This is a genomic window from Weizmannia sp. WK01, from assembly GCF_025905465.1.
Taxonomy (GTDB): domain Bacteria; phylum Bacillota; class Bacilli; order Bacillales; family Bacillaceae_C; genus Weizmannia; species Weizmannia faecalis.
In genome coordinates, this window is sequence record NZ_CP109616.1 from 2090065 (window position 1) to 2108954 (window position 18890).

Annotated in this window: 25 protein-coding genes and 1 riboswitch; of the genes, 7 read left to right on the forward strand and 18 right to left on the reverse strand. The window is 47.7% G+C overall.

The features are described 5' to 3' along the window. Positions 1 to 102 precede the first annotated feature (102 nt). Positions 103 to 193, reverse strand: a riboswitch (glycine riboswitch). 218 nt (positions 194 to 411) lie between these two features. Together OF158_RS09930 and OF158_RS09935 are read left to right on the forward strand one after the other, a co-directional pair. Further along, positions 412 to 2115 (forward strand): DEAD/DEAH box helicase, encoded by a 1704-nt coding sequence (locus OF158_RS09930; protein ID WP_035184590.1) that lies wholly within the window; start codon positions 412 to 414, stop codon positions 2113 to 2115. Beyond that, positions 2084 to 2875: a YqhG family protein gene (locus OF158_RS09935; protein WP_014098030.1), complete on the forward strand. Its 792-nt coding sequence runs from the start codon at positions 2084 to 2086 to the stop codon at positions 2873 to 2875. The genes OF158_RS09930 and OF158_RS09935 overlap by 32 nt, the downstream gene beginning before the upstream one ends. A 32-nt stretch (positions 2876 to 2907) precedes the next feature. Here OF158_RS09935 and OF158_RS09940 read toward each other — a convergent pair whose 3' ends face one another. The 9 genes from OF158_RS09940 to comGA all read right to left on the reverse strand — a co-directional run bounded on the left by OF158_RS09940 (position 2908) and on the right by comGA (position 7640). Further along, a complete protein-coding gene (locus OF158_RS09940; protein WP_014098029.1) occupies positions 2908 to 3084 on the reverse strand; it encodes a YqzE family protein in 177 nt (58 codons plus the stop codon). Next, entirely contained in the window at positions 3071 to 3628 is a 558-nt protein-coding gene (locus OF158_RS09945; RefSeq protein ID WP_014098028.1) for a shikimate kinase, read from the reverse strand. The genes OF158_RS09940 and OF158_RS09945 overlap by 14 nt, the downstream gene beginning before the upstream one ends. Further along, positions 3625 to 3993 (reverse strand): competence type IV pilus minor pilin ComGG, encoded by a 369-nt coding sequence (gene comGG / locus OF158_RS09950; RefSeq protein ID WP_014098027.1) that lies wholly within the window; start codon positions 3991 to 3993, stop codon positions 3625 to 3627. Before comGG ends, OF158_RS09945 begins: the two co-directional genes overlap by 4 nt. Further along, positions 3990 to 4475: a competence type IV pilus minor pilin ComGF gene (gene comGF, locus OF158_RS09955; protein ID WP_035184588.1), complete on the reverse strand. Its 486-nt coding sequence runs from the start codon at positions 4473 to 4475 to the stop codon at positions 3990 to 3992. The genes comGG and comGF overlap by 4 nt, the downstream gene beginning before the upstream one ends. Then, positions 4438 to 4746: a type II secretion system protein gene (locus OF158_RS09960; protein WP_035184587.1), complete on the reverse strand. Its 309-nt coding sequence runs from the start codon at positions 4744 to 4746 to the stop codon at positions 4438 to 4440. Before OF158_RS09960 ends, comGF begins: the two co-directional genes overlap by 38 nt. Then, complete coding sequence (gene comGD, locus OF158_RS09965) at positions 4733 to 5176, reverse strand: competence type IV pilus minor pilin ComGD (RefSeq protein WP_019720594.1); 444 nt, start codon at positions 5174 to 5176, stop codon at positions 4733 to 4735. Before comGD ends, OF158_RS09960 begins: the two co-directional genes overlap by 14 nt. Beyond that, complete coding sequence (gene comGC, locus OF158_RS09970) at positions 5173 to 5484, reverse strand: competence type IV pilus major pilin ComGC (protein ID WP_013859645.1); 312 nt, start codon at positions 5482 to 5484, stop codon at positions 5173 to 5175. The genes comGD and comGC overlap by 4 nt, the downstream gene beginning before the upstream one ends. Before the next feature lie 67 nt (positions 5485 to 5551). Then, entirely contained in the window at positions 5552 to 6616 is a 1065-nt protein-coding gene (comGB, locus tag OF158_RS09975; protein WP_225620892.1) for a competence type IV pilus assembly protein ComGB, read from the reverse strand. Next, the gene (comGA, locus tag OF158_RS09980; RefSeq protein ID WP_014098021.1) at positions 6516 to 7640 is read right to left on the reverse strand and encodes a competence type IV pilus ATPase ComGA; all 1125 of its coding nucleotides are present in this window, start codon (positions 7638 to 7640) and stop codon (positions 6516 to 6518) included. The genes comGB and comGA overlap by 101 nt, the downstream gene beginning before the upstream one ends. 194 nt (positions 7641 to 7834) lie before the next feature. Here comGA and OF158_RS09985 point away from each other — a divergent pair, with 194 nt between their 5' ends. Together OF158_RS09985 and OF158_RS09990 are read left to right on the forward strand one after the other, a co-directional pair. Continuing rightward, a complete protein-coding gene (locus OF158_RS09985) occupies positions 7835 to 8542 on the forward strand; it encodes a helix-turn-helix transcriptional regulator (RefSeq protein ID WP_014098020.1) in 708 nt (235 codons plus the stop codon). Between the two features lie 77 nt (positions 8543 to 8619). Next, the gene (locus OF158_RS09990; protein ID WP_014098019.1) at positions 8620 to 8862 is read left to right on the forward strand and encodes a DUF2626 domain-containing protein; all 243 of its coding nucleotides are present in this window, start codon (positions 8620 to 8622) and stop codon (positions 8860 to 8862) included. A 68-nt stretch (positions 8863 to 8930) separates the two neighbouring features. Here the strand turns inward: OF158_RS09990 and OF158_RS09995 are convergent, their stop codons facing one another. After that, the gene (locus tag OF158_RS09995) at positions 8931 to 9560 is read right to left on the reverse strand and encodes an MBL fold metallo-hydrolase (protein WP_014098018.1); all 630 of its coding nucleotides are present in this window, start codon (positions 9558 to 9560) and stop codon (positions 8931 to 8933) included. 129 nt (positions 9561 to 9689) lie between these two features. Here OF158_RS09995 and OF158_RS10000 point away from each other — a divergent pair, with 129 nt between their 5' ends. Continuing rightward, on the forward strand, positions 9690 to 9863 hold the full coding sequence (locus OF158_RS10000; RefSeq protein ID WP_014098017.1) for a DUF2759 domain-containing protein: 174 nt from the start codon (positions 9690 to 9692) through the stop codon (positions 9861 to 9863). A gap of 304 nt (positions 9864 to 10167) precedes the next feature. Here the strand turns inward: OF158_RS10000 and OF158_RS10005 are convergent, their stop codons facing one another. The 5 genes from OF158_RS10005 to rpmG form a co-directional block, all read right to left on the reverse strand. Beyond that, on the reverse strand, positions 10168 to 11136 hold the full coding sequence (locus tag OF158_RS10005; protein WP_014098016.1) for an ROK family glucokinase: 969 nt from the start codon (positions 11134 to 11136) through the stop codon (positions 10168 to 10170). Beyond that, positions 11129 to 11350: a YqgQ family protein gene (locus OF158_RS10010; RefSeq protein WP_013859652.1), complete on the reverse strand. Its 222-nt coding sequence runs from the start codon at positions 11348 to 11350 to the stop codon at positions 11129 to 11131. The genes OF158_RS10005 and OF158_RS10010 overlap by 8 nt, the downstream gene beginning before the upstream one ends. A gap of 281 nt (positions 11351 to 11631) precedes the next feature. Beyond that, complete coding sequence (locus tag OF158_RS10015; protein ID WP_017550537.1) at positions 11632 to 12786, reverse strand: rhomboid family intramembrane serine protease; 1155 nt, start codon at positions 12784 to 12786, stop codon at positions 11632 to 11634. A gap of 100 nt (positions 12787 to 12886) precedes the next feature. Further along, positions 12887 to 13063 carry a hypothetical protein gene (locus OF158_RS10020; protein WP_164931351.1) on the reverse strand — a complete coding sequence of 59 codons (177 nt, stop codon included), beginning with the start codon at positions 13061 to 13063 and terminating at the stop codon, positions 12887 to 12889. Between the two features lie 220 nt (positions 13064 to 13283). Next, positions 13284 to 13433 (reverse strand): 50S ribosomal protein L33, encoded by a 150-nt coding sequence (gene rpmG / locus OF158_RS10025; protein ID WP_014098013.1) that lies wholly within the window; start codon positions 13431 to 13433, stop codon positions 13284 to 13286. A gap of 273 nt (positions 13434 to 13706) precedes the next feature. Between rpmG and OF158_RS10030 the strand changes: the two genes are divergently transcribed. Beyond that, a complete protein-coding gene (locus OF158_RS10030; RefSeq protein WP_017550540.1) occupies positions 13707 to 14063 on the forward strand; it encodes a hypothetical protein in 357 nt (118 codons plus the stop codon). A gap of 46 nt (positions 14064 to 14109) precedes the next feature. Here OF158_RS10030 and OF158_RS10035 read toward each other — a convergent pair whose 3' ends face one another. The 3 genes from OF158_RS10035 to sodA form a co-directional block, all read right to left on the reverse strand. After that, entirely contained in the window at positions 14110 to 16287 is a 2178-nt protein-coding gene (locus OF158_RS10035) for a peptidoglycan D,D-transpeptidase FtsI family protein (protein ID WP_017550541.1), read from the reverse strand. 102 nt (positions 16288 to 16389) lie between these two features. Next, entirely contained in the window at positions 16390 to 17604 is a 1215-nt protein-coding gene (locus OF158_RS10040; protein WP_017550542.1) for an MFS transporter, read from the reverse strand. Between the two features lie 122 nt (positions 17605 to 17726). Beyond that, positions 17727 to 18335: a superoxide dismutase SodA gene (gene sodA, locus OF158_RS10045; protein WP_017550543.1), complete on the reverse strand. Its 609-nt coding sequence runs from the start codon at positions 18333 to 18335 to the stop codon at positions 17727 to 17729. Between the two features lie 182 nt (positions 18336 to 18517). On the opposite strand from sodA, the gene OF158_RS10050 reads away from it, so the two are divergent. Then, entirely contained in the window at positions 18518 to 18850 is a 333-nt protein-coding gene (locus OF158_RS10050) for a hypothetical protein (RefSeq protein ID WP_014098008.1), read from the forward strand. Positions 18851 to 18890 lie beyond the last annotated feature (40 nt).

Consider the following 18890-nt stretch of genomic DNA (forward strand, 5'->3'; position numbering starts at 1 on the left):
CTGCTTCACGAAATATTCCCTGTCCTTGCACCTGAAAGTTTACCGAAAAACGGTTTTCCCCTTTGGTGGCTTCCCGAAAAAAGAAGCGCTCTCCAGAGATGCGTCAAATTAAGAGTCTTTTTGCCTGAGAGATTCACGTTTCCGCTTGCTCCGTCGGCGCTGCAAAAAATGCAGTCTCTCCTCTTATTCTCATCCGCCAATATTCAGTTCAAAATCGGGCATACTAAAGTTAAAATGCCTGATGCAGGCTGTTCGATACGATTTTTCCCTGTATAACCTGTAAAAACTCTTGATCAGTTTCATCGTATCATGACACCATTCTGAAAATCAATTGAATTTTTTAAAATAAAAAGCGGCTGTAAGAAATCGAAAACGATGATCGGGGACGATTGGAAAAGGAGTGCAGGCAGCATGGAAGTCAACATTGAATTTGACCGCTCATGGGAAACGGGATTGATGGAACGCTATCAGGACGACGGGCCGTGGGGAAAATGGGAACTTTATAAGCTTGCAGTGGAAATGGAAAAACGGCTGGTCATTCCTGAATTTGAAGGATTGCAGGCGCCAAAGCATCTGGCCAATGTCAAACCGCTTGCGCACCAGCTGGAGGTTGCCCGCCAGGTCGTTGAAAAAATGAACGGCAAAGCCATTTTGGCGGATGAAGTCGGGCTTGGAAAAACGATTGAAGCCGGCCTTATTTTAAAAGAATATATGATTCGCGGGCTAGCAAAAAAAGTGCTCATTTTAGTTCCGGCGTCGCTCGTATCGCAATGGGTCGCGGAACTGAACAGCAAATTCCATATCCCCGCTGTCGGGCAAAAGAAAAGTTATATGTGGGAGCAGTATGACTGTGTTGTCTCTTCCATTGACACCGCAAAAAGAAGCCCGCACCGTGACATCATTTACAAGCAGCAGTATGACATGATTATTATTGACGAGGCGCATAAGTTAAAAAATCCGAATACAAAAAATTACGCCTTTGTTCAAGGCTTAAAGAAGAAATTCTGCCTGCTTTTGACGGCAACACCGATTCAAAACCGGATCGATGAAATCTTCCACCTTGTCTCCCTTTTAAAGCCAGGCCATTTAGGCAGCGAATCGAATTTCAGCAAAAAATATAAAAAAGGGGACAGGCAGGTGAAGGAAGACGAACATTTGCGGGAGCTGGTCAGCAAAGTGATGATCCGGAACCGGCGCACAAACACCGGGGTGGAATGGACAAAACGGCGCGTTGAAACGGTGCTGATTGACTTCAGTAAAGAAGAGCGCGAACTGTATGACGCGCTGCAAACGATCCGGCAAGGCAGCGAATCGTACAGCCGCGCCGGCTTTTCGCTGTTGACGCTGCAGCGCGAGGCGTGTTCGAGCCGGGAAGCCGTTTTTGTAACCTTAAAAAACCTGCTGAAAAAAACGGAGCAGCCCTCGCCCGTTTTAGAAGAAACCGTTGCTGCGCTGATCCAGAAAATTGAAGCGGTAAAAACCAATTCAAAAGCGGAAAAAGCGCTCGAGCTGATCCAAAACATTGATGATAAAGTGATTATTTTTACGGAATACCGGGCAACACAGCTTTACCTGCAATGGTTTTTAAAACAACACGGCATTTCATCCGTCCCGTTCCGCGGCGGCTTTAAGCGCGGCAAAAAAGACTGGATGCGGAAGCTGTTTGAAAACCACGCCCAGGTGCTCATTGCGACAGAAGCGGGCGGTGAAGGGATCAACCTGCAATTTTGCCACCATATGATCAATTTTGACCTGCCGTGGAACCCGATGCGGCTCGAGCAAAGGATCGGGCGCGTCCACCGCCTCGGCCAGGAAAAGGACGTGCATATTTACAACTTTGCGACCAAAAATACGGTTGAAGAACATATTCTGAAACTGTTGTACGAAAAAATCCATTTGTTTGAGCGGGTGATCGGGGAACTCGATGAAATTCTGACCCGGCTCGAATTCGGAAAACTGGAAGACCATCTGCTGGATGTCTTCCAAAACTCGCAATCAGAAGGCGAAATGAACATCAAAATGGAAAATCTCACCCAAATGATCGAATTTGCGGAAGCGATACGGAAAGAGGAGGGGCATGCGGATGCTGCAGGAAGAAATACATCAATATCTTGAACGCTTTTTTGAAGCAAACGGCGCTGTATTGGTTGAAAACCGCCCCGGCTGGATGACGGTGCAATTAACCATTGAACTCGATAAAGCGTTAATGAACCGGCCGTTTTACTGGTCCTATCTTGAAAAAACAGGCGGCATCCCGAATCCGATGACCGTCACGTTCATTACGGACCGGGAAAAAGCACCGGATACGGTGAAAGGAGAGCCGGTCCATTTTGGAAGCCCCCGCCTGAACCAGATTTTCGAGACGGCAAAGCAGTTTTCCCGCTATATCCGCCTGTTTGAAGACGTCCATCCCGGGCAGAAACAGGTGCCGCTTTACCCTTGGCTTGGGATGAATGTTAAAATTTCGTACCGCTGTGATTTAAAAAAAGATGTGTTCCGTTCGATCGGGTTGAATTTGATCCACGGCACAATGGCTGAAAATTTTCAGGACTTGTTGGAGCAGCGGACGCTGGCGCCGAAAATTCCGGATTATTGTTTTACCCTGACGCCGATCATCATGCTAAAAAGCGCCGTCAAAAGGATTGAACATTATATCCGGCAGGGCCTGGCGAAAGAGCCGCATCATTGGGCGGAAGAAGCGGTAAAACGGTGGCACCAGGATCTCGCGCTGTTGGACCATTTTTACGAAGATATGGAAGAGTGCCCGGAATCGTATGAAATTGAAAAACAGGCACTAAAGGAACAGTATGAGCCGAAAATTACCGTTCATGTCCTAAACGGTGGCCTCTTTTATTTAAAAGATGCGTTTATATAAGCAGGCAGCCCGCAAAAAAGGCTGCCTGCTTTCTACTGTTTTCTTTTGAAAAAGAGGAAAAAATAAGGGAGGATACCGAACCATCTTTCGGCAAAAGGCGGCATCTCTTCCTTTTTCTCGTTCCGCTTTTTCTGCCGCTCGCTTTTTGGCGTGCTCACATGCTGCATCCATGTTTGTGTCAGCAATTTGACATAATCATTTGTCGACATTGGCGCCACCGTCCTTACAGGCGCCAGTATACCCGAAAGCTTCCGTTTTTATGCGGCCGGAAATTTCCGCAACAATTTCCGCCACCGATTTTCCCGTCGTATCAATAACCAAATCGGCACAAGAAAGGTAAAACGGCCGCCTTTTTTTATAAAGGGAGATGATCTCCTCCTTTGTCCTTCCTGCTGCAACAGGTCTTGAGGGGTCATTTTGAATGCGTGAAACCAATATTTCCGGATCGCAATCCAGAAAAACCGTCACGCCGTCTCGTTTTAATAGACAGACGTTTTCTTCCCGCATGACAATTCCCCCGCCTGTCATGATCACCCCTGCAAGCGATGTGGCCCGTTTCAGCATCTCTGTTTCTTTCCGGCGAAAATAGGCTTCTCCTTTTACAGCGAAAATGGCAGCGGGCGGCATTCCTTCCTCTTCTTCAATCCAGCGGTCCAAGTCCGTCGCCCTACTTCCCAAGAGCGAGGCGAGCGCATGGCCGACAGTCGTTTTTCCGGCACCCATAAACCCGGTCAAATAGATCCTTTTGTTCATCGTTCCTCCCATTGAAACACCTTTTTTTCTGTCTGATTATATCGTATCGTACTTTTAAACGGTTCACCACTCTCATTTTCCGCAGTTAAAGAAATCACTGCAGTATCTCCGTCCTGTTTGATACTGTAAGACACCTTTCCGTCTGAAAAACGGAGTTCCCCCGGGCTTTTGTCGCCTTTTTCCAATTTTTGCGCCGCCTCCCTAATGGCGAAAAGCGACATGGTATTCCGCAAATAATATTCCTTCACCAGCACGGCATATTTCTTTTCGCCGAGATAAATGTCCGTTCCCGAAATGACCATACTGCATGCGGCAAGCGCCAAAAACAGCACCACTGGCAAAATAAACCCTTTTTGCCTGTTCATCGGGCAACGCCTTCCGATTGGCCGGGATCAACCGCATGGCGGGAAAGAAAGGTCATTTCCGCTGTTCTTTCCGCGCCATTCGGATAAACGGCGGCCACTTTGACCCCGTTTCCTGTTGCCGCAAATTGGATGGACTGCACATTTTGAAGCACAATTTGATGCCCTTCACCGTCCACTCTCCGCCGCAGACTGTTCTGGTATGGTTCATACGTAACCGTCCTTCCTGCCTCGTTCAGTTTCAAAGTATTTTGGGCTGCCTGGCACGAGGTGCTTATCCGGATTTCTTTACGCAACTGCATGAGAAAAAGATTCCACTCTTCATCTTCTTCCGGCCGGAATGCTTCCCCGGCTGTCCCGAATGTTTTCACTGCCAGGGGAAAAAGTGAGAACAAGGAAGTGACGAGAAGCAGTACGCACACGCTTTCAAGCAGCGTAAAGCCTTTTTCATTGCTGGAGCGAAACGCAAGTCGTGTTTTGTTCATGTTTGACACATGCCTTTCTGCCATTGTCTTTGATTTGAAATGTCCATGTGGCCCCGCCCGCCTTTTTTTCTTTTTCAACGACTTTTCCGGTAAAAATCCATTCCTCCGTTTTTTCGTATAAAAAACGGGCTGCCTCCATCTCTTGTTTTGCCTCTTTGATTTGACCAAGCATATGGAGAAACGGCGGGAACAGGCAGGCCGCCATCAGGCAAAATACGGCAAACGCAGCGATGACTTCCGGAAAAGTAAAGCCCCGTTCATTCTTCGACATAAAACCGCCCGCTTCCAATATGCGTAACCAGCTTGATTTGTTCTTGGCCGGACTGGAAATAGAGCGTGCCGAACTGGGTGACATTCCCGTCCGGCCCAATTGCATAGGAATGAAAGCTGCCGTTTTCGAACATTTTGATGCCTTCCGGAAGCCTTCTTTTTACAATCGTCGCATTTTTCCTCGCTTCGAAAATAGCGTACATATTGCTCTGGCGGAAAAATTGGACGTAAACGTTCGTCTGGCGAGAAATCGCGTCCGTTTGTGCCAAGTACAAATCGTTTTCAAGCTGGTTGATGAACATTTTTTTGACGATCGTATGTTTCACCGGCTTAAAACCGGCAAACGCAAGGGCGGTGATCACGGATACAATCAACAAAACAACGAGCATTTCCGGAAAGGTAAAACCGGCTTCGTTTTTTGGCCGCTTCACTTTGCAACCTCCGTTACCTTCCCGTCCGCCCCGATGTTCACTCCGTTTCCATTCGGGCAGCTCGTTTTCGATACATAGCCGCCGTCTTTTAACTGGCTGATGGATGACGGATATTCATTGTGGTCCATTTCATACGCCTGCACCTGTCCCTGCACCATCGCAATGAACGCATCGCAGCCTTTATTATTGATCGCATCGGTATGCTTGGAAATGTTCGGAATCATCAAAAACAAGAGAACCGTAATGACGAGCAAAACAATCAGCATTTCTATCAGCGTAAACCCTTTTTCATTTTTGATAAAAGACATGGACAATTTCTCCTTTCTTTTTTTGTGGGAAGGCTTGAAGCCCCGCCATCCGGCACGCCTTCCCCGGTTAAACCGCGTCAATCATCTGGAACATCGGCAGCATGATCGACAAATAAATGGCGACCAAAAAGAAACCGATGAAAATAAACACAACCGGTTGAATCAGCCCGAACAGGCTTTGGATTTTCTCTTCCATTCTTTTCAAGCTAATTTGGCTGTAATAATAGAGCTCCTGATCAAGGCGCCCGTTTTTCTCCCCGTGGCGGACCAAAATGACCAGCTGTGGCTCGATAAACGGGACAGAAGCCAGGGCCCGGGAGAACGTCTCACCAGCAAGCAGTTTTTCGCGCAAATATTTTGCAGTATCGCGCCAAAGCGGCTTAAAATTTTGCGATTCCATGACATGCAAAATTTCATAGACGGAAAAACCGCTTTTCAGCATAAAGCTCCATTCTCTTGCCAAAAACTGGCTGTAATAGCTGGTATAGTAAAAGCGGGATACCGGCAGCCGCGAAAGCCATGCCGCCTGCATCAGCGGTTTTTTTCTTTTAAAATAGAGAAAAAAGAGTGTGAAAAATAGGAAGAGAAAAATACTTGAAACCAGGATAACATGCGGGGCCTGTTCCATGATAGTAAGGAACAGCCGGAGATTTCGCGAAGGTTTGTAGTCCATTGCGACATACATATGTTCAAATTGCGGCAGCAGCACGTTTCTCACAAAAGCCGTGGCGATAAACAGCGCGGCTGCCAATATGAGCGGATAACGGATCAGTTTCCAAAAGGCAAGGGCATCCTCATGTTTTTTCAATAAGTAGGCGCCCGCCTCTTTAAGGGCAGCAACCATCTCCCCGTGCCGTCCGGCAAAATAAATTTGCATGCATGCATTGGCATCAAACCGGTGTTTCAGCAGCACGTCATGGAGCGGTGTTCCGTTTTGCAGCTGTTTGTTCATGGAACGCGCATCCAGTTCGCCGTCCACATGCCCGAGAAAATCGATAGCATCTGCAATTGGAAATCCGTTTTCGAGCATTTCACCGACCCGGGTAAGAAAGCGCCCCTGCAGTTTGAGGCTTATCCGCTTCTTCCTCTTCGGCAATCCAGCGGTGATACTCTTCTTCAGAAATGTATCCAAGCACAATCCCCTTTCTGAGCCATTCTTTCAGTGTCGGATAATGATAGTAGACTTGTTCCCCCTTTGCTTCTTTCAACACTCGCTGCAAATTTTTCCCGTACAGCAGCTCATATACCGCGGTTTGCCGCTTTTCTCGGCTGCGTGGGCAATCTTGCGAATCATGCGGACAGCGGATCCCACCGCATACCGGGCATCGCAATGTAATCAGCCGCTGTGCGCTGACTGCGAGCAAAGTCTGCTCCATTTCGTGGATGCTCACCCCAAATTCCATCAGCCTGTAAATCGCGCCCTTTGCGTCACGCGTATGCAATGTCGTCAGCACGAGATGGCCGGTGAGTGATGCGCGGATCGCAATTCTTGCTGTTTCGGCATCACGGATTTCCCCCACCAGGATAATATCCGGATCATGGCGCAAAATCGCTTTCAGCCCTGTGCTGTAAGTAATACCTGCTTTTTCATTCACCTGTACCTGCAAAAACGAGTCGCTTTGTTTTTCAACAGGGTCTTCCAGTGTAATCACATTCCGTAAAAACCGTTTTGCGCAGTGCTCAACAAGCGTATACATCGTCGTAGACTTGCCGCTTCCAGTCGGGCCGCTGAAAATCAGCATCCCATGCGAATGGTTGAGCAGCGCCATTAATTTTTTTGTGCTCGATGGAAAAAGTGAAATTTGGCTGAGCTGGAATTTTTCTTCATGGGGCAAGATCCGAATAACGAGGCTCTCTTTGGAAAGAGAGGTTGGCAGCGTCGAAATTCTTAAGGAGATCGTCTGCTGCAAAACATTCATGGCGAACGACCCGCTTTGGGGTTTCCGTTTTTCACTGATATCCATGGAAGACATAAATTTCAAATGGGATATCAGCCTTTCCCCGGCTTTCGCGGAAAGGTTGCGGTGGGGGTACAGCCTTCCGTACTGCCGGAACTGGACATGGTAATGCTTTTCTTTCGGAACGATATGGACATCGGTCACATTGTTTTTTACCGCCTGTCCGATCAAAAGTTCCGCAATTTTTTCAACTGACATAATCCATCACATACCACCTTTCTTTTTGGGATATTCTCTCATTTCGACACGGCTTTCAAAATTCCTGCTTTAAAACAAAAATTTTTTCGCTATTTTTTCTCTTAGCGACAAAAAAGTGTGTGATTTTTGTCACAAATTTTGGCGTTGTTATCATTTATAATATAAATAGGATAAAAAATATAGAGGTGTTTCATATGGAACCAACATTAAAAGTGATCAATGCCCTTTCTGACCCGACCCGCTACTCGATTTACCAATTTGTACTGAAGAAACGGAGCGAAGTATCCGTCCAGGAAGTGGCCAATGAATTTCATATTCATCCGAATGTGGCAAGGCTCCATTTGTCCAAGCTCGAAGATGTTAAGGTGATTTCATCTGAACTGAACAAAACCGGGAAAGGCGGGCGCCCGGCAAGGCTGTATAAAAGCTCTGAACAAGTGGTAGAACTCTCCTTCCCGCACCGTGAATACAAATTGCTGTCCAACATTTTGCTTGAAGCAATCAACAAAATGAAACTGGCAGATGCAGGCCTTTTGAAAGATATCGGCCGGGAGTACGGAAAACGGATCATCGAAAACATCTTAAAAAACATGAATAAAACAAAAGACCAGCTGACATTTAACGAAAAATTATCTGTGCTCGCAAGCGTGTCCACCGTGGACGGATATTGCATCGAAACGCTGGAAACAACAGACAAGAACGAACTCGATTACCATGTATACAACTGTCCGTTCCGGGAATTAATCCATCACTCGGCGGATGTTTGCGAGATGCATGTCGCCTATATTCACGGGTTGTTTGAGGCACTGTTTGACGATTTCGACATCAACCAGCAGGAAACGATGCTCCATGATTGCAGCGAATGCATTTATCATGTGAAAGTTGCTAAAGTTGCGAATTAAGCACCGGTTGTGTTTACACCCCTTCTTTATTCCTTTATAATAAAACTTGATGGACATAAAAAGAAGGGGTGGTTCATTTGGATCGTATGTACCGCGTACTGGGTTTCTGGACTGGTGTAATGGCCGTCATGTTTTTTCTCGGCGGCATGAAAGAAACCGCTTTATTGTTTCTGGCCCAGACCGGTTTCTTTGTGCTTGTCAGCTACTTGAAACTGTCCGAACGCATGTATATGTACATCTTTGGGGCATATTTAACGATTTTCTTCGCCGGCTTTACGTACTACACCACGTTTATACTCACACCCGGCTTCGGCGAATAACCTGTTCCTCTTAAAATCTGCTTGCTTTTTTCTTGCACTAAAAAAACCGGCAGCGCATGCCGGTTTTTTTATCCCTCCAAAAACGGGTTGGAGTCTTTTTCCGCCCCGATCGTTGTCTGCGGCCCGTGTCCCGGGAGCACGATCGTGTCCGGATGCAAAACCAATAATTTTGTATGAATGCTTTCCAGCAAAACGCCGTGATTCCCACCCGGTAGATCAGTCCGTCCGATGCTGCCGGAAAAAAGGGCGTCCCCTGAAAAAACAATGTTGTGTTCAGGCAGCCAGTACGAAACACTGCCCGGTGAATGGCCCGGTGTTTCCAGCACGTGAAGCGAAAAAGCGCCGATTTTCAATATGTCTTCCCCGGTGATCAGCTTTTCCGCCCCGCGCGCGCTGATTTCTCCCATCCCGAAAAAATAGGACCCGTTTTGCCCGGGATCCCCAAGCCACATCTCTTCCTTTTGATGGACATAGGCCGGGATCTTGTACGCATCCCGCACTGCATCAAGAGCACCAATATGGTCAAAATGGGCATGCGTTAAAAGCACCGCGTGCGGTTTCAGCCCATTTTCCCCGATAAAAGCATGAAGTCTGTGAAATTCAGCGCCGGGGTCAAAAATCAAACAGTCTTTTTCGTCATTCCACAGGATATAGCAATTCGTCTGAATGGGCCCGACCGGCAATTGTTTCCATTTCATTCGTATCCCTCCTGTCCTATTGTATCATGTTTTCATCCGCAAAAAATGCCTGTTCATTTACTCGACAAATCACCAGACTGGTTGTAAAATAAAGATAATTGAATGCCTTTTCATTATAAGGGGGATGTCATGGGTACAGTCATTATTTTCAGTCTCGTCTCCATTCTGTCACTGATTGGTTTCATTACTGCGGCCAAAAACAAAAATATCCTCGGATTTATTTTCGGTATCATTTCTTTTGCCCTTTTCGGCTGGTTTGCCATCATGACCGTCATCCATTCGGGCTACCCGACCTTTACTTAATGCTTAAAAAAGCGGCGCCATGCCGCTTTTTTGCATCTTTGCATCACCAAAAACCGAAGCAAGTTCCCGTAATTCAATTTGTCTTAAAGCTTAGTGCGCGCTAGCACACAAGTTTGCAACAGGCTGCCCGTCTCTAGATGATTCAGTCCAAAAAAACCATTTCTTTTTCTCTGCAGCATAAAGACTTGCGCAAAACGGCCATACCGCCCTTGTAGTACGGAGGCTGGAAAAAAACTCCTCTTTTCAGATATCGCTGTTTCTCGTATGGCAAAATCAGCGCGTATCATGAAAGAGGGAGCTTTCCTTATATTTTATTTAACGCCAACCACGCTGCCCCGAGCACGCCAGCATCGTTTCCCAATGTGGCAAGTTCCAGTTTTGTCGATTTGCCGACCGTGTTGAACGCGTATTTCAAAAAATAAGCGCGCACTGGGTTTAAGAGCGTTTCGCCTGCTTTTGACACCCCGCCCCCTAACACGATTTTTTCCGGATTTAACGTATTTGCCACACTTGCCAGCGCAAGCCCGAGGTATTTTGCCGTTTCGTCCACAATTTCACAGGAAAGGGCATCGCCCGCTTTCGCAAAATCAAACACATCTTTAGCGGTTACCGAGCCGCTTTGGGCATACAAATCTTTTAACGGAGACGCGCTGCTAAATGCAGCCAGTTTCGCCATGGCTGTCCTGACCACGCCTGTTGCAGAAGCGACCGTTTCAAGGCAGCCGGTTTTCCCGCAGTTACACTTTGCCCCGCCTTCCGGAATAACGGTAATATGGCCAATTTCGCCTGCCGCCCCTTTTACACCGTGGACGATGTCGCCGCCTGTAATGATGCCGCCGCCGACACCGGTGCCAAGCGTAACGAAGACCATTTCCCCGGAACCTTTCCCGGCACCCTTCCACATTTCACCGAGTGCCGCAACGTTTGCATCATTATCAATCACCACTTTTAACCCCGTCCATTTTTGCAATGTCCCGGCAGCCGGATAATGCTGTGCCCAGCCGATATTGACGGTTTCATAGATCACGCCGGCTTCCATATCAACCGGTCCCGGTACGCCGAGGCCGATCCCTGTGATATCTTTTTTCTCCCGCTTTACCCGGGCCAATTCGTCCTCAATCGATTTTGCGATATTCGGAAGGATCGCTTCCCCCTGGTTAGCCGTCACAGTCGGGATCTCCCATCTGTGTAAAATATCGCCTGCTTCATTCACAAATGCCAGTTTTGTGGTGGTGCCCCCCAAATCAATGCCAATGATCCATTTCTCAGCCATTTCGCTCACCCTCAATTTTTTTCTCTTTTTCCAACCGTTTTTCCTGCCTGATGATCAACAGGGCGGTTTCGTATTCGCGGTTTTCCAGCACCCTTGCCTGGTACAATTGTCTCAGTTCCAATTCCATCAGCTCGAGATCGGCAAGCCGGTCCCCGATATAGACAATAATGCCGAATTTTTTCAAAAGCTGCTGCACATCATAAAGCGTTCTCATTTCGACCCAGCTTTCGTTTGATAAAAATCTGTTCCAAAGAAAAGTATAATCGATTGTGCAGCTTCTAACAAGCATCAAATTGCGGCAATTTGCCGGATCATTTGGCCGCTCGGCATGGAAGTGCGCTGTGAAACCATGCCCGGAGCATTTTTTGAAGAATGGCCGTGACAACCCGCGGTCTCAAAGAGGGAATTTTTTATCCCGGCAGAATTCGTCCCCCGAAAGGCCCGCGCTTGCACGCCAAAGAAGCGGGCCGGAACCGAAACGGGGGGCATACTTTATTAGACGCCGCGCAGGCCCATATAAACGAGGAAAGCGGCAAGAAGAAGAGCCGGAAGCTGTACACCGATGCGCTTCCGTTTCGGAAAGTGGACGATGCATGCTGCGAGAAAACCGCCGAAAAGCCCGCCAAGATGCCCGAAATTGTCAATGCCGGAAACGGAGAAGCCGAAAACGAGATTAATGATGATGAGCGTAATGACACTCGATCCCATTGTCCGGAAAAAAAGATCGCGGTAAGCCGTCCCGATGTAAAGCAAAGCGCCAAACAAGCCAAAAATCGCACCGCTTGCGCCGGCAGAAAGGCTTGGCGAAAACAGGAAGCTGGCCAGGCAGCCTGTAAACCCGGCGAACAAATAAATCAGGGCAAAACGCGCCTTACCGTAAATCCGTTCGACAAGCGGCCCGATGTAATATAAAGAGAGCGAATTCATAAAAAGGTGCATGATCCCGATGTGAATAAAAACCGGCGTAATCAGCCGCCAATATTGCCCTTCCATAATCAGCGGGTTGTACTTGGCGCCGAAACGAATCAGGTTTTGCGTATTCTGCGTCCCGCCGGTAAGCGACATGATAATAAACACGGCAATCTGTACGGCCAGAAAGACGTATGTAAAAAACGGCCTGCCCGCATCAAACAGCTGCCGTTCCTCCTCTTCCCGTTGCGCCTCGGCTGCGAACACCATCCGCTGTAATGCATAGGGGTCCCCACCCATGGTTTCGGGCGCAATCGCAAGCCGGCCTTCCGTAAACTGACGCAGCTTGCTGATCCCGGGATCAGGATTCTCCCCTTCAATCAATACGCTGTGGAGTTCCGTTTTTCCGCCATTAATATGCATCGGTTCATCCAAATAAATTTCATAATCGTCAACCGGCGCATACGCACTCACATAAATATTGAGTACGCGCGGAGCAAGCCGTCTTATTTGTTTGCATAAATCTTCAGCCTGTGCGCAACAATCACGGATGTCGCGGTACAACCAGTTGCCCCAGTCGATGTCATACCGCAAAAGGCGCACAAGCGGCAAATTCTTCTTTTTTGGATTGGCAAGCCACATTTCATCCCGGTTTTCACTCAAAAACATGATCCGGTACTCATTTTCCACGACAAAATGGCGGCTGATTGCCCAAAACAAAACATCTGCCCTGCTGTTCACGATTTCCCCTGCCTTTTTCCATCCATTTTATCCTAACTATATCGAAAAAAAGAGCGGAGTGTAAAGCGTTTGGCCTTTTACACCCGCCCTTTTTTCGCCGTTATTGAAAAACCTGGCCCATGACGCGTGACCGCAATCCGGGAATCCGCATTGCTGCCGTGACCGCCAATTTTCTCGCAGGGCCGTACCCAAATACAGTGTTTAATACTCGGTAACGGTTCCGGTAAGCTGCTGAAAACAGAAGCAGTACCGCCATCCACTTCAGCCATCTGTTCATGGCGATTCCTCCCCCAAAAAAATTTTCCGCAACTCATTTCTATTTTTCCTGCCGGGAGAAAAATTATCCGCTATATAAAATGAACGAAACATCGCTACTTTGTTGCCGGCTGCAAAAAGAAACCTATGCAAATGGATGACCTTGTTTCAATGTAAAAACTTCAATTCATTTTATATGTAAGTCCCGGCAAAAGAAAAAACAGCAGGAAAACGCCTGCTGTTTACTTTGTTTCGCGATGTACGGTTGCACGTTTGTCCCGCGGGCAATATTTTTTCAATTCAATACGGTCCGGGGTCGTACGTTTATTTTTCGTTGTAATATAGTTACGCTCACCGCATTCCGTGCAAGCCAGTGTAATGTTTACACGCATGTTTCATCCCTCCATCTTTCTCAATCGATCGTGCATACGACTTATCTATCATAGCATTTTTCACGGACGATTGCCAGTATGTTTTTTCGGGCAAAACCGTTCTTCCCGCCGGCTGCCGGTATAGGTGAAATTTTCACTTGAATGGGGGCAAGTCCGCCGCTCCCCCTTTTCTTGCACGATTTCGCCCCCTCTTGCCAGAAAGGCGGTACACTTCACCGGAAAATCGTGATATAACTAACAATAGTACTTTGCAATGAAAAAGGAGAGAAATGGATGGTTATGACGCTGATGGTGTTACTGGCGCTTTCTGTGGTATTGTTTCTTATTTCGTTTTTCCGCCAGGACCGCGTGCATCTGGTAGAACAGGAACTGGAAGATTTGTCTTTAAAATTTTTCCAGGAAACGTACCAGATCAAAAAAAGATTACAGACGCTCGAAGAAGAATTCATGGCGCCTGGAGCCGACCCGCTTCTTCCGGATTCGTCCGGCGAAAGGATGCCGGTCAATGAAATTGTAAAAAACCAGGTGCTCGCTTTGTTCCGGCAAGGTCTTTCATTCGAACAGATTGCAAGGCAGTCCGCCCTCCCTGTAAACGAAGTGAAGCGCATCATTACGGGTGCCATGGAATAGAAAACGGATAGCGGGAAACCCCGTTATCCGTTTTTGATCGCAGCCATTAGTTCGAACCGCCTGCCCCGTTTTCGGCTGTTGGTACGGCCGTGTTGGCAGCATGGCTTTCTTCTTTTTTCTTCAGGTTAAAATAAGCTTTAAACACACGGTTCGCAATCTTTAAATTTGTGTGCGGGTCGGATGCGCCTCCCATGTAAGACCATGGCACAACAACCGAAATGGCAATTTCCGGGTGATTGTAAGGCGCATAACCGACAAAGGTGGAATTCCATGCATCTGACCAAATGGAAGGATGTGCCCTTCCGGCCGCATCGTATTTTTCCACCAGTTCACCGCCATAAACAGCCTGTGCCGTCCCGGTTTTCCCTGCCACTTTCAGACTGGAATCAATCCGCCCGTAAGCTGTTCCGTGGGGAACGTTCACCACGTTATAAAAACCTTGTTTGACGCGGTTGATGTATGACTCCTTCATATCCACACGGTTTAAGACCGTCGTGCCGATTTCTTTTTCGACAGGCCCGAGTGTCTTGCCGTCCGGGCTCGGTTCACGGATTTCCTTCGCAATATGCGGCTGCACGCGATAACCGCCGTTTGCAATCGTGGAAACATACTGGCAGAGCTGAAGCGCAGTATACGTGTCAAACTGCCCGATCCCAAAGTCGAGCACGTTCCCGCTGTTCGGCGGGACTTCCGTTTGATAGCCGCCGACTTCACCCGGAAGATCAATACCGGTTTTAACACCTAGCCCGAATTGGGCAAAATATTTGCGCAATGTCCGGATCGTTTTCATTTTGTCAATATTAAGCGAGCCATTCGGTACATAATTGTGCTGCCCGCCGATCGCCATGACCGTCCGGAACATATATACGTTTGATGAAACCTGCAGGGCCTTTAAGTCGTTAATCGCACCAAAACCAGACGTCACCCACGATTTTTTCACAGGGGTGCTGGCGAAATGGAGCGGCTGGTCGACAAATACACTCCCGGGCGAAATGGCCCCGGTCTGATACCCGGTCAAAACAGTCGCACCTTTCACTGCAGAACCCGAAGGATAAGCAGTTGTCATATTCCCGAGTGCAAAGTCCTTGATTTTCGCAGACCCGTTTTTTGTGACCACCTGCTTGCCGGCCATTGTCAGCACTTCACCGGTATTCGGGTTCATAACGGTGACAAAGGCACGGTCAACAAGCGGATTGCTTGCGCGGGCCGCTTTGATTTCATCGGTAATAATTTTTTCAACTTCTCTTTGCAGGTCAATGTCAACAGACAAAACAAGGTCGCTGCCCGGCTTCCCTTTGCTGATTACTTTTGAAGAGATGACATTTCCTTTTTTATCCTGCTTCGCTTCCACTTTTTCTTTTTCGCCGTTTAAGACATCTTCATACTGCTGTTCAATGTAACTTTTCCCGACGCGGTCATTGCGGCTGTATCCGCGGGCCGTGTAGTACTGTTCCTTATCGGCAGGCAGGCCTTCTTTTTCGGTTGTCACATCGCCAAGGATTGACCCCAAAACCGAATCGTTGCTGTTTGCCTCTTTGAACACATAGTTCCGCTCCCAGTCGGTTGTAATATCCACGCCCGGCAGCGCTGAAAGATTCTCGCTCACAGTCGCATACTCTTTATTCGTCACGTCCGTGTTTTTGATAATTTGCGGGGACAGCACATAGCCGGCCGACATTTTGCTGTAGATCGCGAGCACATTGAGATCATCCCGCGACAGTGAATCCAGATCCTGTTTCGTAATCCGATTCAGCTGCAACTTGTATATTTTGTCGCTGTCGTTGTCGAGCTTTGCCTGTTCCGCTTTGGAAACGAGCTGTTTTGCCGCTTTCGGATGGGTCAGGATCCAAAAGTCTTTTTTATCCCGGTCCGTTAGCCGTTTCACATCCGCATCCGGCACTTTGATGATTTCCCCGAGTTTCCTTGCCACTTTCAGCATTTTCCCGTTGTCATCCGCCTGGGTTCTCGTATATGTGATCGCCTTCAGCGCTTTATTGCCCACAATCACTTTATAGTTCCGGTCAAGAATTCTTCCTCTTGGAACAGAAGTATGGATCGTCTTGTCTTCCGTCTGTTCAAGTTCTTTTTTGTAATCCTGGCCGTAGACAATCTGCACGATGCCCAGACGCACGACTAAGACCGAAAAAAGCACAAAAACAGCAAAGAACAGCATGTTCATTCTAAATGGAATATGCGACCGCTTTTTTCGCTTCTTTTTCTTCAACCTTTTTCTGCTCCTCCCTTCGCCATCGGCTATACATTCCATTTTAGCGAAAAAGTGCGGACATGGCTATAAAAAATACCGCCATTTTTGGAAACGGCGGCCTTACATATCCCCAATCCGGATATTCCTTGTAAAAAGCGAAATGCATAAATGCCCTGCCCCAATCACAAGCATCAGCACGCGGATGCTTACCTGGCTGTTGAAAAAAGTGACGGCTGCAATGAAAAGCAAAATCGAAGCGACTCTGCCGGCATTGGTAAATATTTCAAGCACGACAACATACTCAATCCGTGCTTCCGCTGCTTTCCATGCCCTGCCGATCACATCGTATGTCATCGAATTATATGGGACAAGCAGAAGCGGGTAAGCAATCGCAATCGTTGCGGCATAAAGCAGCATTCTCGGATAGGTGACTTCAAAAATAAACAAAAACACGGCCGCATACAGAAGCAGTCCGCCTAAAAAAATGGAGCGCTGGCGGTGTTTGATTTTTATATAACGGGCAACGAGCGTGTACCCGAGAAACTGCAGGCAGGAATTGATCAACCCGAACGTGCCGAGAGAAAGCTCGCTCCCCGTGGAAAGGAACACGAAAACGGAAATCATAAACACAAACGTGCCATCCCTTAAACCTTGAACAAAATGGGCGCTTGTAATCCGTTTCCAATTCGGGTTGCGATGCCGTTCCTTTACGATTTGCTTAAACAAATAACGGCCGTGTGCAGGTCGTGGTGCAATAAAAAAACTGAGGACGACGGCAAGAGCAAACAGGATGAGGGAGAGCGCAAAAACGACCGTATAACCGCTTTTCCCGATCGCTGAAATGATCAGCCCGGCGGCAAACGGTCCGGCCATGCCGCCGATGGATCCGAATGCCCCCATAAAGCCGTTAAAAAAATCCCTCGTCTCGGGCTCCGTAATTTCAAACGTCAGCACGTTATAGGCGAGCCAGTAAAAGCCATAGCCGATCCCGAGCAGCCCGCCAAGCAAAACGATAAAATCGCCGGCATGCCCCCGCGAAAACAGCACGCTTAAATAAAACAGCGCCAAAAAGGCAACCCCGATCCTGAACACCATGACCCTGTCCACTTTTTTCGCCCATCTTCCCGCGATGATAAAAGTGAGCGGCTGCAGGATAACAACCGATAAATTATATACCGCCAGATCTATGTACTTCCCTGTCTGCTTCCATAAATATATGTTAACGAAAGAATTGGACAGAGAAATGCTTAAAGAATAAAGCCCGCCGATCGCAAGCAGCAGCAGCAGATCTTTTGACAGTTCTATATCTCCGAACCATTTTTGCACATGCTTCATAAATCAAAACTCCCCCCATTCCCCTATATTGTTTTGAAAAACGGGGGCGTTTATGCACGGGCGCATGCAAAAAGGGCGTGCACGCAAATGGCGCGGCACGCCCTTTTTTAAATGGATCGCGATTATTTCGCTGCTTCGTACAGTTTTTCCACTTCGTCCCAGTTCACGACATTCCAGAATGCAGAAATATATTCTGGACGGCGGTTTTGGTATTTCAAGTAGTAAGCATGTTCCCAAACATCAAGGCCAAGAACCGGTTTTTTGCCTTCGGAAAGCGGGTTGTCTTGGTTCGGGGTGCTTGTAATTTCAAGCTCGCCGTTATTGACAACAAGCCATGCCCAGCCGGAACCGAAACGGCCTGCTGCAGCCGCTGCAAATTGTTCTTTGAATTTTTCAAAGCTGCCGAATTTGCTGTTGATCGCGTCAAGCAGGGCGCCTTTAGGTTCGCCGCCGCCATTTGGCGAAAGCAACGTCCAGAACAGCGAATGGTTGGCATGTCCCCCGCCGTTGTTGCGAACCGCTGTACGGATTTCTTCCGGAACCGCATTCAAATCCGAAATTAAGTCCTCAACGGATTTGGAAGCAAGGTCGTCATGGCCTTCCAACGCTTTGTTCAAATTGGTGACATAAGTATTATGGTGCTTCGTATGGTGGATGTTCATCGTTTCCTTGTCAATATAAGGCTCCAGGGCATCATACGCATACGGCAATTGCGGTAAAGTGTACGTCATATCTTTATTCCTCCTTTATGTAGTGTTTTGAACCGAAAAGATTCAAAGATTTGTCATATTTAATGTACCAAAACCGATTGATAAATGGCAAATTTTTCGCCTGCATTTTTGAGAATCATCCCGGGTTCTAATTACAGCATACCGGCATATACTGGTAGCACTCATAAAAGGAGGGAATGTCCATGTTGAAAAAAATATTTGCGCTCTTTATCGTTGCCCTTATCTCTTACAGCATCTACTACGATCTCCACGCAGGCACAATCCCGACGAATGCTAAAGAAACAACCGAAAAAAACGTTGCCATACAACCTGAAACAACCCACGGTCCGTATGTCACAGCCAAGGTCCATTCCGGTGACACGGTGCTTACGATTGTCAAAAAAATATCAGGCGGGACGGCGCCTTCGATTGAAAAAGTGATCCGCGATTTCAGCAAACTAAACGGCGGAATTGCACCGGAAGACATCCAAATTGGACAAACATACCGGTTTCCCATTTACGGCGAATCCCGGTAAAAACCGGAGTATGGCTTGTCAATCGGGGCAGTAAATTGGT